Source organism: Marinobacter zhejiangensis, assembly GCF_900114775.1.
GTDB lineage: Bacteria > Pseudomonadota > Gammaproteobacteria > Pseudomonadales > Oleiphilaceae > Marinobacter > Marinobacter zhejiangensis.
The window spans coordinates 76,178-91,709 of the sequence record NZ_FOUE01000001.1; the positions used below are offsets into that span (position 1 = coordinate 76,178).

At 57.3% G+C, this 15,532-nt stretch carries 12 protein-coding genes and 1 tRNA gene; 1 reads left to right on the plus strand and 12 read right to left on the minus strand.

Annotated features, from left to right (window positions below; genetic code table 11):
• Positions 1-29 precede the first annotated feature (29 nt).
• From infB to rlmE, 10 genes are all read right to left on the minus strand, one after another.
• Positions 30-2,579 carry a translation initiation factor IF-2 gene (infB, locus tag BMZ67_RS00320; protein ID WP_092019943.1) on the minus strand — a complete coding sequence of 850 codons (2,550 nt, stop codon included), beginning with the start codon at positions 2,577-2,579 and terminating at the stop codon, positions 30-32.
• Between the two features lie 17 nt (positions 2,580-2,596).
• Positions 2,597-4,090, minus strand: coding sequence for a transcription termination factor NusA (gene nusA, locus BMZ67_RS00325; RefSeq protein ID WP_092019944.1), 1,494 nt, complete (start codon positions 4,088-4,090; stop codon positions 2,597-2,599).
• Positions 4,091-4,134: 44 nt separating this feature from the next.
• Entirely contained in the window at positions 4,135-4,596 is a 462-nt protein-coding gene (gene rimP / locus BMZ67_RS00330) for a ribosome maturation factor RimP (protein ID WP_092019945.1), read from the minus strand.
• 362 nt (positions 4,597-4,958) lie between these two features.
• Positions 4,959-5,043: transfer RNA gene (locus BMZ67_RS00335), tRNA-Leu, on the minus strand.
• Positions 5,044-5,050: 7 nt separating this feature from the next.
• On the minus strand, positions 5,051-5,425 hold the full coding sequence (secG, locus tag BMZ67_RS00340) for a preprotein translocase subunit SecG (protein ID WP_092019946.1): 375 nt from the start codon (positions 5,423-5,425) through the stop codon (positions 5,051-5,053).
• Between the two features lie 48 nt (positions 5,426-5,473).
• On the minus strand, positions 5,474-6,223 hold the full coding sequence (tpiA, locus tag BMZ67_RS00345) for a triose-phosphate isomerase (protein ID WP_092019947.1): 750 nt from the start codon (positions 6,221-6,223) through the stop codon (positions 5,474-5,476).
• Between the two features lie 91 nt (positions 6,224-6,314).
• Entirely contained in the window at positions 6,315-7,658 is a 1,344-nt protein-coding gene (gene glmM / locus BMZ67_RS00350; protein ID WP_092019948.1) for a phosphoglucosamine mutase, read from the minus strand.
• Complete coding sequence (folP, locus tag BMZ67_RS00355) at positions 7,655-8,488, minus strand: dihydropteroate synthase (protein WP_092019949.1); 834 nt, start codon at positions 8,486-8,488, stop codon at positions 7,655-7,657. Before folP ends, glmM begins: the two co-directional genes overlap by 4 nt.
• Positions 8,489-8,578: 90 nt before the next feature.
• Positions 8,579-10,513, minus strand: coding sequence for an ATP-dependent zinc metalloprotease FtsH (gene ftsH, locus BMZ67_RS00360; protein WP_217642436.1), 1,935 nt, complete (start codon positions 10,511-10,513; stop codon positions 8,579-8,581).
• A 152-nt stretch (positions 10,514-10,665) separates the two neighbouring features.
• Complete coding sequence (gene rlmE / locus BMZ67_RS00365; RefSeq protein ID WP_092020862.1) at positions 10,666-11,286, minus strand: 23S rRNA (uridine(2552)-2'-O)-methyltransferase RlmE; 621 nt, start codon at positions 11,284-11,286, stop codon at positions 10,666-10,668.
• Positions 11,287-11,427: 141 nt separating this feature from the next.
• Here rlmE and yhbY point away from each other — a divergent pair, with 141 nt between their 5' ends.
• A complete protein-coding gene (gene yhbY / locus BMZ67_RS00370) occupies positions 11,428-11,739 on the plus strand; it encodes a ribosome assembly RNA-binding protein YhbY (RefSeq protein WP_092019950.1) in 312 nt (103 codons plus the stop codon).
• A gap of 90 nt (positions 11,740-11,829) precedes the next feature.
• Here the strand turns inward: yhbY and greA are convergent, their stop codons facing one another.
• A complete protein-coding gene (gene greA, locus BMZ67_RS00375) occupies positions 11,830-12,309 on the minus strand; it encodes a transcription elongation factor GreA (RefSeq protein ID WP_092019951.1) in 480 nt (159 codons plus the stop codon).
• Positions 12,310-12,313: 4 nt separating this feature from the next.
• Complete coding sequence (gene carB, locus BMZ67_RS00380; protein ID WP_092019952.1) at positions 12,314-15,529, minus strand: carbamoyl-phosphate synthase large subunit; 3,216 nt, start codon at positions 15,527-15,529, stop codon at positions 12,314-12,316.
• Between the last annotated feature and the right edge of the window lie 3 nt (positions 15,530-15,532).

A 15,532-nucleotide genomic window follows, 5' to 3' on the forward strand; every position in this document is an offset into this window, starting at 1 on the left:
TTTACTTAGGGTAAGGAACCGCTGGGCGGTCAGCCCGCCGATTCCAGCTTGCGCTCTACCTTGATCCGGTCGAACACCTCGATCTGGTCACCGACCTTCACGTCGTAGCCCTTAACACCGATACCACATTCCATACCGTTGCGAACTTCCTGGACATCGTCCTTGAAGCGGCGCAGGGACTCCAGCTCACCCTCGAAGATCACCACGTTGTCGCGCAGTACCCGGATTGGCTTGCTACGGAACACGGTCCCCTCGACCACCATACAACCAGCAACCTGGCCAAACTTCGGCGAACGGAAGGTGTCGCGTACATCGGCAATACCCACGATTTCCTCGCGGAATTCCGGTGCCAGCATGCCGGTCAGAGCGGCTTTTACGTCATCAATCAGGTTATAGATGATGCTGTAATAACGCAGATCCAGGCCTTCCTGCTCGACGAGGCGCTTGGAGGCGTTGTCGGCACGAACGTTGAAACCGAAGATGACAGAGCCCGTCGCCATAGCGAGACTGACGTCTGTTTCCGCGATCCCGCCAACACCGGATGACACGATCTTGACCTGAACTTCGTCGTTACCAAGATCCTGCAGCGCTTTGCTGATCGCTTCCAGGGAGCCACGCACGTCGGTCTTCAGAACCACATTGAGGGTCTTGACCTCGTCTTTGCCCATGTTCTCGAACAGGTTCTCGAGCTTGGCAGCCTGCTGACGCTGCAACCGCTGTTCACGCTCACGAATCTGACGGAACTCAGCCAGCTCTTTCGCCTTACGCTCGTCGGCCACCGCGAAGAACTCATCACCCGCATCCGGGGTGCCATTAAGGCCAAGGATTTCCACCGGAATGGAGGGGCCCGCTTGATCAATCTGGCTACCGGTCTCGTCCATCATCGCACGGACCTTACCGAAGAAGCCGCCGGCAACGACCATGTCTCCACGACGCAGGGTACCGTTCTGGACCAGTACGGTTGCTACGGAACCACGACCGCGCTCCAGGCTGGATTCGACCACCACACCTTTGGCCGGTACCGCCGGCGCAGCCTTCAGTTCCAGCATTTCGGCCTGGAGCAGTACGGCTTCCAGCAGCTCGTCAATGCCTTGACCAGAATGTGCAGAAACCGGCACAAACTGTACGTCCCCGCCCCAGTCTTCCGGAATGACTTCCAGCGCCGCCAATTCGTTCTTGATGCGGTCAGGGTCAGCTTCTTCCTTATCCATCTTGTTGATTGCAACAACAAGGGGAACACCGGCTGAACGGGCGTGTTGAACCGCTTCTTTGGTTTGCGGCATAACACCGTCATCAGCGGCAACCACCAGGATAACGATGTCGGTGCACTGAGCTCCACGCGCCCGCATAGCGGTAAAGGCCGCGTGTCCCGGGGTATCCAGGAAAGAGATCATGCCGTGATCGGTATCAACATGGTAAGCACCGATATGCTGGGTAATACCACCTGACTCCCCTGCGGCTACCTTGGCGCGACGGATGTAATCAAGCAGGGAGGTCTTACCATGGTCAACGTGACCCATGACGCTCACCACCGGTGCCCGCTTCTGCAACTCGCCGGTTTCGGATTGGAACTCGCTGAGAACCTCTTCCTCATAGGCGTCGGCACTGACAGCCTTCGGCTTATGCCCCAGCTCTTCAGTCACCAGCATCGCGGTTTCCTGATCCAGCGCCTGGTTAATGGTGGCCATGACGCCCATGCCCATCAAGGTCTTCACGACATCAGCTGCCTTAACGGCCATGCGCTGAGCGAGATCACCTACTGTGATCGTTTCCGGAACTTCTACTTCTCGTACCATAGGCTTAGTCGGCTTTTCGAAGCCGTGACGTTTTTCTTTCGGCTTTTTCTTCGCACGCATCGGCTTGCGCAGAGTGTTATCTTCGTCGTCCTCGGCAATGACAACCGGCTCGTCTACGGGACGGTTACGAGGACCCCGATGGCCAGCAGATTTCTTCTTCGGCTTGCCGTCTTCGCTCTCGTCGCTGCGTTCGCGAACTTTTTCCTTCTTCTTCTTGGCCTTGCGGTCTTTGGCATCGGCATCACCAGGCGGTACAACATCCACCACCGCTTCAACCTCGGCGTCATCAGACTCAGCTTCGGCATCCACCGCTTCGCCTTCGGTCAGCGCAACCGCTTCAACCGTCGCCTCCACTTCGGCGGCATCAGCCGCTGGAGTCACCGCTTCTACCGGTGCTGCCGTATCTTCAACCACTGGCTCCTGAACCTCTGGCAGCTCTTCCGCCTTGGGTGCTTCGAGCTCCGGCTCGGGCTGCACTTCAGCCCGCTTGACGTACGTCCGGCGCTTGCGGACCTCGACGTTTACCGTCTTGGCACGGCCTGCACCGCCACCCCCCGTCTTGAGGGTGGTTGTGGTCTTGCGCTTGAGCGTGATTTTCTGGGGCTCAGCCTCAGATTCACCGTGGGTTTTGCGCAAAAAGGCCAACAGCTGCTGCTTCTCATCGCTGGAAACCGAATCGTTTTCCGAGCGGGCCTGAAGGCCTGCCTCAACGATCTGGCGCAGCAAACGATCCACGGGAGCGCCTACATCTTCGGCCAGTTGTTTTACCGTTACTTCTGACATACTGGTCCTCCTCCCGATTATGCCTGGTCCTGGAACCAGGGGGCACGCGCGGTCATAATCAGCTGACCGGCACGCTCTTCATCCATACCTTCGATTTCAAGCAGGTCGTCAACCGACTGCTCAGCGAGATCTTCCATCGTGCAAACACCCATGCCGGCCAGTTTGAAAGCCAGAGCACGGTCCATACCTTCCATCGTCAGCAGGTCCTCAGCGGGCTCCCTGCCTTCCAGCGCTTCCTCATCGGCGAGCGCTTTATTCAGCAATACATCCTTGGCGCGACGACGCAATTCGTTGACGGTGTCTTCATCGAAACCTTCAATCGCCAGCATTTCTTCCATCGGGACATAGGCCACCTCTTCAATGGAGGTGAAGCCTTCCTCGATCAGCACGCCAGCAAACTCGTCATCCACATCCAGGTTGGCCGTGAAATGCTCAAGCAGACGGTTGTACTCCTGCTCCTGGCGTTCCCCGGCCTCTTCCTCAGTCATTACATTGAGGGTCCAGCCGGTCAGCTCACTGGCCAAACGAACGTTCTGACCGTTGCGCCCAATGGCCTGGGCCAGGTTGTCTTCGGCGACGGCAACATCCATGGTGTTGCGGTCTTCATCCATAACGATGGACGCTACCTCTGCAGGCGCCATGGCATTGATAACCAGCTGTGCGGGGTTGTCGTCCCACAGCACGATATCAACACGCTCGCCACCCAACTCATTTGAAACCGCCTGCACGCGGGAGCCACGCATACCGACGCAAGCACCCACCGGGTCGATACGGCGATCGTTGGTCTTGACCGCAATTTTTGCCCGGGAGCCGGGATCACGGGCAGCGCCACGAATCTCGATCAGTTCCTCAGCGATCTCGGGAACTTCAATGCGGAACAGCTCAATCAGCATGGCTGGCGCGGTGCGACTCAGGATCAACTGAGGGCCACGGTGATCGGTGCGAATTTCCAGCAGCAGTGAGCGCACCCGGTCGCCCATGCGGAATGTTTCACGGGGAATCAACTGGTCGCGCGGCAGCAGGGCTTCGGCGTTGCCACCCAGGTCCACAATCACGTTATCCCGGGTAACTTTCTTGACCGTACCGGAAACCAGCTCGCCAACGCGATCACGGTAGCTGTCGACGATCTTGCTACGCTCGGCCTCACGCACTTTCTGGAAAATGATCTGCTTGGCGGCTTGAGCGCCAATACGACCAAACGCCACGGATTCCACTTTCTCTTCGTGGATATCGCCGGGCTGGAGGCTGGTATCGATCTCTTCAGCTTCCTGCATGGTCAGCTCAGTACCCAGAGCAGGCACAGCATCGTTATCGACGACCAGCCAGCGGCGGAAGGTCTCATACTCACCAGTGCGACGATCAATAACGACCCGGATATCCGCTTCTTCGTCTTCGTAGCGCTTTTTCGCAGCTGTAGCGAGTGCCAGTTCAATCGCCTCGAAGATGACGTCCTTTTCAACCCCTTTCTCGTTTGAGACGGTTTCAACAACCAGCAAGATTTCTTTACTCATTGGATTACCCTGCCTTTATCTAAATAGACTCGCAGTCTGACGAATTATTCGAATACCGGTACGATGTTAGCGCGTTCAATGCTGTCAAAAGGCAGCAGATACTCGTGATCATCAACCACGACAACCACATCACCACCTTCGACACCCTTGAGCAAACCCTGAAATTTCCGGCGTCCCTCAAAGGCCATACGCAGACGCACCTGAACCCGGTGCCCGACAAACGCTTCGTATTGTTCCAAGCGGAACAGCGGACGATCCATACCAGGAGAAGACACTTCCAGCGTGTATTCACTCTGAATCGGATCTTCTACATCCAGCACACCACTGACCTGGCGGCTGACCTTCTCGCAATCTTCGACACCAATGCCATTTTCGGCATCGTCGATAAAAAGACGCAGCATGGATTGGGGACCTCTGGAACGAAATTCCAGGCCCCAGAAGTCATACCCCAGACCTTCAACTACCGGGCGAAGCATTTCTTCAAGTTTGTTTAGCTTGGCTGACAAGGCTATGCCGTCTCCATAACAGTTTTCCGAAACCGGAAACAAAAAAAGGGCTGTTAATCAGCCCTTTTTTTGCACCAGGGCCCTTGCGCCAGGCCCCTAATCAAAAAGCCCCTATCTAGGAGACCGGTGGATCTGTCTATCTCACCGCCTCGCCCGGGGCCTTTTGTTGCAAGAACTTACGGGAGGGCCAGCACATCAACTCCCCCGTAGACAGACACCTGGCCTGCCATTTCGCAAAGTTTCCGCAACCCAAAACGCCGGAAACCCGCTTAATTAGTGGCCGGAAGTATAAGTACACCGAGCCCACTGGTCAAGGACTGACCAAAAAAAACGGCTTGGTATTCCAAGCCGTTTTTCAAAGATGGTGCCGAAGGCCGGACTTGAACCGGCACGGCTTACGCCACTACCCCCTCAAGATAGCGTGTCTACCAATTCCACCACTTCGGCAATTCTTTTACTCGAGTTCCGGAAGGCCTTCGCCCGCTGGAACCCCAGCTTCACCAGCACCCTCATCCAGAGCAGGAACCTGTGCTTCGGACGGCGCGGATTCCTCAACCATGGGAATACCAGCTTCGCCCCCAACATCGGCACGCTGCTTGGCGAAGATCGCCAGCGAAAAACTAGTGACAAAGAACACTATCGCCAGGAACGTTGTCACTCGCGTCAGGAAACTACCACTTCCCTGACTTCCAAAAACTGTCTGAGAGGCACCACCACCGAATGCGGCTCCGGCGTCAGCCCCTTTGCCCTGCTGGATCAGAACAAGACCCACCAGCGCCACCGCAATCACGACGTGCACAACGACAACCAGTGCTTCCATCCAATCCATAACGACTCTCTACAAACCTTAACTGTTCAACCAGCAACAGCCGAAGCGTTAAACCGCACCACAAATACGAACAAAATCGTCCGAAACCAGTGATGCACCGCCAATCAGCCCGCCATCAATGTCTGCCTGAGCAAACAGCTCGGCCGCATTATCCGGCTTCACGCTCCCCCCGTAAAGGAGAGAGATTTCCTGCGCCGGAGCACCCAGCTCTGACAACAGCCCACGCATGTTCGCGTGCATATTCTGGGCATCCACCGCTGTCGCGGTTTTGCCTGTACCAATGGCCCATACAGGCTCATAGGCAATAACAATCTTTTTCCAGCCTTCGCCAGAAACGTCGGCCAGCGCTGCGCGAATCTGGCGCGCCACAACTTGCTCTGCCTGGCCAGCTTCACGCTCTTCCAGCGTCTCGCCAACACAGATGATGGCAACGAGACCGCTCGCTAGAATCAGCCGGACCTTCTCGGCCACCTGAACATCATCTTCAGCGAACAACTGCCGGCGTTCGGAGTGCCCAACCAACGCATAGGCACACCCGACATCACTCGCCATCTGCGCCGACACTTCACCGGTATAGGCCCCGGACTCCCAGCGCGCCACATTCTGGACACCTAACTGAAGAGCACTTCCGGACACAGCCTTCTCTACGTCGGCCAGATAAAGCGAGGGAGGAATAATAACAACCTCTACATCTTTATCAAGCTTTGCGACACCGGCTTTCACCCCGCCAACCAGAGATTCCACGAGTTCACGAGACCCGTTCATTTTCCAGTTCGCAGCAACAATATTTCGGCGCATTTCCATCCCCTGATACTGTCCCCAGATACGAGGGAGGCCGAACTATACAGCACTCCAAGCCGGTGTACAACCACGCAAATTCGCACAATGGTCAGTTCCGCGACTGACGCACCACCTCGGCAAGCTCTTCAGCGACCCGGCGGATAACATCGCCATCACGCCCTTCAGCCATTACCCGAATCAAAGGCTCGGTTCCGGATGCCCGCAGCAGTACGCGCCCGGAATCACCGAGCATTTCCTCGGCATGCCGAACCGCCGTGGCGATATCCTCACGCCCAAGCGGGTCAAACCGCTCCGCGACCTTCACATTGATCATGACCTGGGGGAGCTTGCTCATGCCGTGCCGGAGCTCAGCCAGGGACTGACCGGTACGCCACCCGGCCACCAGCACCTGGAGCGCAGACACAATGCCATCGCCGGTTGAGGTCCGGTCGCGAATCACCATATGCCCGGAGCCTTCACCACCAAGCACCCAGTTCTCCCGAACCAGGCGTTCCATCACGTAGCGATCACCCACCTTGGCCCGCTCAAACGGAATCCCTCGCTCCCGCAAGGCCAACTCGACACCGAGATTGGTCATCAACGTGCCAACCACGCCACCCTTGAGCTTCCCGGAACTCTGACGCTCGACAGCAATGATATAGAGCAGCTCATCACCGTCCACCTCGGTACCGTCGCGATCCACAAACATCACACGATCGCCGTCACCATCAAAGGCAATCCCGAAGTCAGCCCCTTTTGCGACTACCGCCTCACTCAACGCAGCCAGATGGGTCGAACCGACATCCAGGTTGATATTGAGACCGTCCGGCTCAACACCGATCAACGAAACTTTCGCCCCCAGCTCACGAAACACCTTCGGCGCGACATGATAGGTGGCGCCGTGGGCACAATCGAGCACCACGTGCTTGCCCTCAAGGGTAAACTCGTTTGGCACGGTGCTCTTGCAGAACTCTACATAACGGCCCGGCGCATCATCGACGCGGCTGGCCTTACCCAGCTCGCTGGATTCCACCACCTCAATCGGCCGTTCCAGCCAGCGTTCAATTTCCTGCTCAACTGCGTCATCAAGCTTGGTTCCTGCCGCCGAGAAAAACTTGATGCCATTATCGTGATGAGGGTTATGGGAAGCACTGATGACGATACCTGCCGACGCCCTGAAGGTACGGGTCAGATAGGCAATGGCCGGGGTCGGCATCGGCCCGAGCAGTTTCACATCCACACCGGCAGCAGACAGCCCCGCTTCAAGGGCAGACTCAAACATATAGCCAGATAGCCGGGTATCTTTCCCAATCAGGACACTGTTGCGCTGACCTTCGCGCTTGAATACCTGACCAACAGCCCAACCGAGACGCAACATAAACTCCGGCGTAATCGGGCCCTGACCCACTCGCCCACGAATACCATCAGTGCCGAAATATTTTCTGCCAGTCATTGACCCACTCCCTCCATTGCCGACACCACTTTCACGGCATCGACGGTTTCCCAGACATCGTGCACCCGCAGGATCGACGCCCCTTTTAATGCGGCTATTGTCGCCACAGCCAAACCCGCAGGCAACCGTTCATTGACATCACGACCGGTGATCTGACCCAACATGCTTTTTCTGGAAGCCCCCACAAACAGCGGGTACCCCAATACTTTCAGGCGATCCAGGACCGCCAGCAGCTGGAGGTTATGCTCCAGCGTTTTTCCAAACCCAAACCCCGGGTCCAGCAGAATTTTTTCAGCAGGCAGGCCTGCCGCTTCAACCACACGGACCCGGTCCATCAAAAATGCGCTCACTTCACGCATCACACTCTGGTACTGGGGGCGATCCTGCATATCCGTCGGCTGCCCCTGCATATGCATCAGGCACACAGGCAACCCACTGGCCACCGCAGCCTCCACAGCGCCATCCCGCCCCAGCGCCCGCACATCATTGATCAGCCCGGCGCCCAGCTTTGCGGTCTCGATCATCACCTCTGGCGTACTGGTATCCACCGACACCACCACATCCAGCTCTCGAGCGATCAGCTCCACCACCGGGCACACCCGGTCAAGCTCCACCTGCAAGGATACCGGTGCAGCACCCGGACGCGTCGACTCTCCGCCAACATCCACAAACGCCGCCCCCTGGGCCACCATTTCCCGGGCATGCATCAGCGCTATATCCGGGCGGTTGAAACGACCACCGTCGGAAAAGGAGTCCGGCGTCACATTCAGGATTCCCATTACGTGGCAGCGCCCCATATCCAATGCGCGCCCACCAAAGTCCATGATCATCGTATTATCTCCAGGGGACTCGAACCAAACAGAAACGCCGCCCAGAAGGGCGGCGTCAGCACTACCAGTTACGAAAGGAACCGCGCCAGATCAGTGCTCGCCGGCGGGACGTCCGACGCTGCCAGCCGGGCGATCTTCTCCCGCCTTGTCAGCACCAGATTCATCAGTAGTGACACCACCCTGAGGACCGCTATCACCCCAGCCCTGAGGCGGACGTGGAGTACGACCTTCCATGATGTCATCAATCTGATGACGATCGATCGTCTCATACTTCATCAGCGCGTCGGCCATCACATCCAGCTTGTCGCGGTTGTCCAACAACAGCTGTCGAGCCTTTTCGTAACACTCATCAATGATATTACGGACTTCCTCGTCAATGCGCTGAGCCGTTTCCGGGGAGTAAACCGTATGAGCCTGACCGGCCGAACGACCGAGGAACGGCTCTTCACTGTCAGTATCGTACTGCAGTGGCCCCAGCTTCTCAGACAACCCCCAACGGGTCACCATGTTACGGGCAAGGCTCGTGGCCCGCTCGATATCATTGGAGGCTCCCGTAGTCACGCCTTCAAAGCCCAGGGTCAACTCTTCCGCGATACGGCCACCAAACAGGCTGCAAATCGAGCTGATCAGATAGCGCTTGCTATGACTGTAACGATCTTCCTCCGGCAGGAACATGGTGACACCCAAGGCCCGCCCACGGGGAATGATGCTGACCTTGTAAACCGGGTCGTGCTCCGGCATCAGGCGACCGACAATCGCGTGACCGGCTTCATGATAGGCGGTGTTCCGCTTCTCTTTCTCGTTCATCACCATGGACTTGCGTTCAGCGCCCATCATGATCTTGTCTTTCGCCAGCTCCAGCTCCTCCATGGAAACCAGGCGCTGGTTGCGCCGCGCTGCAAACAGCGCCGCTTCGTTAATCAGGTTTGCAAGATCGGCACCGGAGAAACCAGGGGTACCCCGAGCCAGCACGCCAGGATCAATCCCATCCGCCAGCGGCACTTTTTTCATGTGAACCTTGAGAATCTGCTCACGACCAATAATGTCGGGCAGGTTGACCACCACCTGGCGGTCAAAACGTCCAGGCCGCAACAACGCCGGGTCAAGAACGTCCGGACGGTTTGTGGCGGCAATCACGATCACGCCCTCATTACCTTCAAAACCATCCATTTCAACCAGCAACTGGTTCAGGGTTTGTTCACGCTCATCGTGACCACCACCCATGCCAGCGCCCCGGTGACGACCGACCGCATCAATCTCGTCGATAAAGATGATGCAGGGGCTCTGCTTCTTGGCCTGCTCGAACATATCGCGGACCCGGGAAGCACCAACACCGACAAACATTTCAACGAAGTCGGAACCGGAAATGGAGAAGAAGGGTACTTTTGCCTCACCGGCAATGGCTTTCGCCAGCAGAGTCTTACCGGTGCCTGGAGGGCCGACCATCAGCACCCCTTTCGGGATACGGCCACCCAGACGCTGGAATTTGCTCGGATCACGCAGGAAATCCACGATCTCCTTGACGTCTTCCTTCGCCTCATCGACCCCTGCCACATCGGCAAAGGTGGTCTTGATCTGATCCTCACTCATCAGGCGCGCTTTGCTCTTGCCAAAAGACATGGGCCCTTTGCCACCACCGCCGCCTTGCATCTGCCGCATGAAGAACACGAACAGGGCGATAATAATCAGAATTGGGAAAGCCGCGACCAGTAACTGGGTCCACAAGCTCTGACGCTCAGGCTCCTTACCAACGACTTCAACGTTGTTCGCCAGGAGGTCGTCCATCAGCTTGTTGTCCGCCACTTGCGGGCGAATGGTCTGGAAACGGGAGCCGTCACCGCGGACACCCTGAATATCCAGGCCGTCAATCGTTACCTGACGCACTTGTCCCTGCTGTACCAACTGTACGAACTGGGAGTAATTTACCTGTTGACCGCTGGTTGATGGTGAGAAGTTTTGGAACACCATTAGCAGCACGGCGGCTATGATCAGCCAGAGAACCAGATTTTTTGCCATATCGTTCAAGGATCGTCACCTGTGAATTGAAAGACCACACCGCCAGACACACCGGAAGAACAGCCTCTATCGACACCTTACACCAATTGTAGGCACCACCACCACAACCCGGCTATCCGTATCGACCGAGCGCCGTGGATTTTTGTTATCTGAACCTCGTTTCAGCCCTTAAAGCCTTTGCCCACCAGATAAATCTCCCGGGAGCGCGCCCGTGAGGAATCCGGTTTGCGGCTAACCACGCTGTTAAACGAGCCCCGCATGTCCTTTAACAGGGCATCGAAGCCTTCACCCTGAAAAACCTTCGCCACAAACACCCCACCCGGCCTGAGCACCTGGCGAGCCATATCAAGCGCCAGCTCCACCAATCCCATGGCGCTGGGGATATCCACCGCAGCCATACCACTCATATTGGGTGCCATATCGGAAATTACAACGTCTGCCTGGCGATCTCCCAATTTATCCAGCAATTCATCAAACACCGATTGCTCGGTGAAATCGCCCTGGACAAACGTAACCCCGGCGATCGGGTCCATTGGAAGGATATCGCTGGCGAGCACCAACCCACTGTCGCCAACCCGCTCGACAGCGACCTGGGACCAGCCTCCCGGAGCGGCTCCAAGATCCACCACCAGCTGGCCATGACGGAACAGCCGGTCTTTCTGGTCCAGCTCGATCAGCTTATAGCTGGCCCGGGAACGGTAGCCTTCCGCCTGGGACTTTTTGACCCAGGTATCATCAAAATGTTCCTTCAGCCAGCGACCGCTGGATTTCGAACGCGCCACTTTCACCTCCCACAACGGATTGATACGTGGTTTTGGCCATTTCACCACCATCCGGATCTGTTACAATCGCCCGATTATAAAGGTTTGACGGCCTGAGTGCCGCTGACGATTTTTTTATGGCACCCATTGAAGGATTCCATCATGAGCCTGTCGCCTGAGCAGCGTCGCGAATATCGGGGCATTGCCCACACACTGAAACCCATTATCATTATCGGCGACAAGGGGCTGACCGAAGGCCTCCAGCAGGAACTCGACCGCGCCCTGAACGACCATGAACTGATCAAGATCAAGGTGGCCAACCCGGACCGCGACGCCCGTCGTGAAGCCATCGAATTTTTGTGCAAGGAGTCTGGCGCCCAGCTGATTCAGGTGATCGGCAAAATCGCCGTCATCCTGCGCCGGGCCAAGAAGCCCAACCCCAAGCTCTCCAACCTGCTACGCCATCGCGGCTGAACGCAGGCATAAAAAAACCGGCATCGGGCGAACCCTGGTGCCGGTTTTTTTTTTGCGCCCCACCCAGACTTGGTGAGGCGCACGAGCCCATTAAAGGTGCTCGACTTCCTCGATTTCGTACTCCACGGTCCCTGACGGTACCCGGATGGCGACCACATCGCCTTCATTCTTGCCAATCAAGGCACGAGCAATCGGCGAGGACACCGAAATCTTACCCGCCTTGATATCAGCCTCATCTTCACCGCAGATCTGATATTTGACCTGCTCGTCGGTGTCCAGGTTGAGCAGGTGAACAGTCACCCCAAAAACCACCTTACCGGTGTTCTCCATGGTTGTAACATCAATCACCTGGGCCGAGGACAGTTTGCCCTCGATTTCCTGGATACGGCCTTCGACAAAGCTCTGCTGCTCACGGGCAGCATGATACTCGGCGTTTTCCTTGAGGTCGCCGTGCTCACGAGCCTCGGCGATCGCCGCAATAACCCGGGGACGCTCTACGCTCTTGAGCTGCTGAAGTTCGGCCCGAAGCGCCTCTTCACCAGCCTTGGTCATAGGAACACGAGTTGTCATAGTCTTACTTTCCTGCGTGCAGATCCTGAAGGCGACGTACAGTACGCTCAGGACCAAAATTGATTGCCCGGCAGAGCGCTTCACCGCCTGCCAGTGTCGTTGTGTAGGTCACCTTGGACTGAAGGGCAGACTGGCGAATCTGAGCCGAATCGGAAATCGCCTTGCGGCCTTCAGTGGTGTTGATGATCAGCTGAACCTGACCATTCTTGATCGCATCGACGATATGAGGACGACCTTCGCGAACCTTGTTGACCTTCTCAACCTCAACACCCGCATCGCTCAGGATCTTCGCCGTCCCAGTTGTCGCAATCAGCTTGAACCCGGCGTCAACCAGATCCCGCGCAACCGCAACCACACCTTCCTTATCGACATCACGCACGGAGATGAACGCCGTGCCCTTTTCCGGCAATTTGCCGCCACAGGCCAACACCGCCTTGGCGAAGGCTTCGTCGAAGCTATCACCCAGGCCCATGACCTCACCCGTGGACTTCATTTCAGGCCCCAGAATCGGGTCAACCGACGGGAACTTATTGAACGGGAACACCGATTCCTTGACCGCGTAATAGGAAGGCACGATTTCCTGGGTGAAGCCCTGCTCCACCAGCGAGGTGCCGGCCATGCAGCGGGCCGCAACCTTGGCCAGGGACACTCCAATGGCCTTGGATACAAACGGCACGGTACGGGATGCACGCGGGTTAACCTCGATCACGTAGATCTCGCCGTCCTGCCACGCCAGCTGAACGTTCATCAGGCCAACCACTTCCAGCTCGATCGCCATCTTGCGAACCGCTTCGCGCATGTCGTCCTGAACATCCTTCGGCAGGGTGTACGGCGGCAACGAGCACGCCGAGTCGCCGGAGTGAACGCCGGCCTGCTCAATGTGCTGCATGATGCCACCAATCACCACATCCTTGCCGTCACAGATGGCATCGATATCCACCTCGATCGCGGCATTGAGGAAGTGGTCCAGCAGCACCGGGCTGTCGTTGGAGACCAGCACCGCATTACGCATGTAGCGAACCAGCTCTTCCTCGTTGTAAACAATCTCCATCGCACGACCGCCCAGTACGTAGGACGGGCGCACCACCAGCGGATAGCCGATTTCGCGAGCCGCCAACACACCTTCTTCGTGGCTGCGCACGGTGGCGTTGTTCGGCTGCAACAGCCCCAGGCGACTGATCATCTGCTGGAAGCGCTCACGGTCTTCGGCGCGGTCGATCGCATCCGGGCTGGTACCGATGATCGGAACCCCAGCCGCTTCCAGGCCACGAGCCAGTTTCAGCGGGGTCTGGCCACCGTAGTGAACAATCACACCCTTCGGCTTCTCAACCCGGATGATTTCCAGTACATCTTCCAGGGTGATCGGCTCAAAATAGAGACGGTCGGAGGTGTCGTAGTCGGTGGACACAGTCTCCGGGTTGCAGTTGATCATGATGGTCTCGTAACCGTCTTCGCGCATGGCGAGGGCGGCGTGAACACAGCAGTAATCAAATTCGATACCCTGACCAATCCGGTTGGGGCCACCACCGATGACAACAATCTTTTCACGATCCGACGGCTGCGCTTCGCACTCTTCCTCATAGGTGGAGTACATGTACGCGGTGTTGGAGGCAAACTCAGCGGCACAGGTGTCCACACGCTTGTAGACCGGACGTACCTTGAACTCGTCACGCAGCTTGCGAACGCTGTCCTCGGAAATGCTCAGCAGTTTGGCGAGCCGCGCATCGGAGAAGCCCTTACGCTTGAGGCGGAACAGGGTGTTGCGGTCGATGTCCGCCTTGCCCGCCTGCTTCAGCGCTTCTTCTTCGCGAATGATGTCTTCGATCTGAACCAGGTACCAGGGGTCAACCTTGGTATGCTGGAACACCTCTTCGACGCTCATGCCCTTACGGAATGCGTCGCCGATGTACCAGATACGCTCCGCGCCCGGCTCGTTCAGCTCACGGGTCAGGGTCTCCAGACCTTCTTCGGTCTCCAGATCCACCTTGGGCTCAAACCCTTCGGAACCGACTTCCAGACCACGCAGTGCTTTCTGCATGGACTCCTGGAAGGTCCGGCCAATGGCCATAACCTCACCCACGGACTTCATCTGGGTGGTCAGTCGGGCATCCGCCTGGGGGAACTTCTCAAAGGTGAAGCGAGGAATCTTGGTAACCACATAGTCGATGCTGGGCTCGAACGAGGCCGGGGTTACGCCGCCGGTGATTTCGTTACGCAGCTCGTCCAGGGTGTAGCCGATGGCCAGCTTGGCAGCCACCTTGGCAATCGGGAATCCGGTCGCCTTGGATGCCAGGGCAGAAGACCGGGAAACCCGCGGGTTCATCTCGATCACCACCATCCGGCCAGTGTCAGGGTGAATACCGAACTGGACGTTGGAACCACCGGTTTCAACGCCAATCTCACGCAGGACCGCCAGGGAGGCGTTCCGCATGATCTGATATTCCTTGTCCGTCAGGGTCTGGGCCGGCGCTACGGTAATGGAGTCACCGGTGTGCACACCCATGGCATCGAAGTTTTCGATGGCACAGACAATGATGCAGTTGTCGTTTTTGTCGCGGACAACTTCCATCTCATACTCTTTCCAGCCAATCAGCGACTCATCGATGAGCAGCTCATTGGTCGGGGACAGGTCGAGGCCACGCTGACAGATTTCCTCGAACTCGTCACGGTTATAGGCAATACCACCGCCGGAACCACCCATGGTGAAAGACGGACGGATGATGCAGGGGAAGCCGATGTTTTCGGCAACCTGCCAGGCTTCTTCCATGGTGTGAGCGATTTCCGCCCGGGGACACTCCAGGCCAATCGCCTTCATCGCCTTGTCGAACCGGTTCCGGTCTTCGGCCTTGTCGATGGTGTCGGCATTGGCCCCGATCATCTCAACGCCATGCTCAGCCAGCACGCCGTGCTTTTCCAGGTCCAGGGCGCAGTTCAGCGCGGTCTGACCACCCATGGTCGGCAGCAGCGCATCCGGCTTTTCTTTCTCGATGATCTTGGCGACGGTTTTCCAGGTAATCGGCTCGATGTAGGTCGCATCGGCCATGGTCGGATCGGTCATGATCGTCGCCGGGTTGGAGTTCACCAGGATGACCCGGTAACCCTCTTCACGAAGCGCCTTACAGGCCTGGGCTCCGGAGTAGTCGAATTCGCACGCCTGTCCGATCACGATGGGGCCCGCGCCCAGGATCAGGATGCTTTGAATGTCGGTACGTTTTGGCATGTC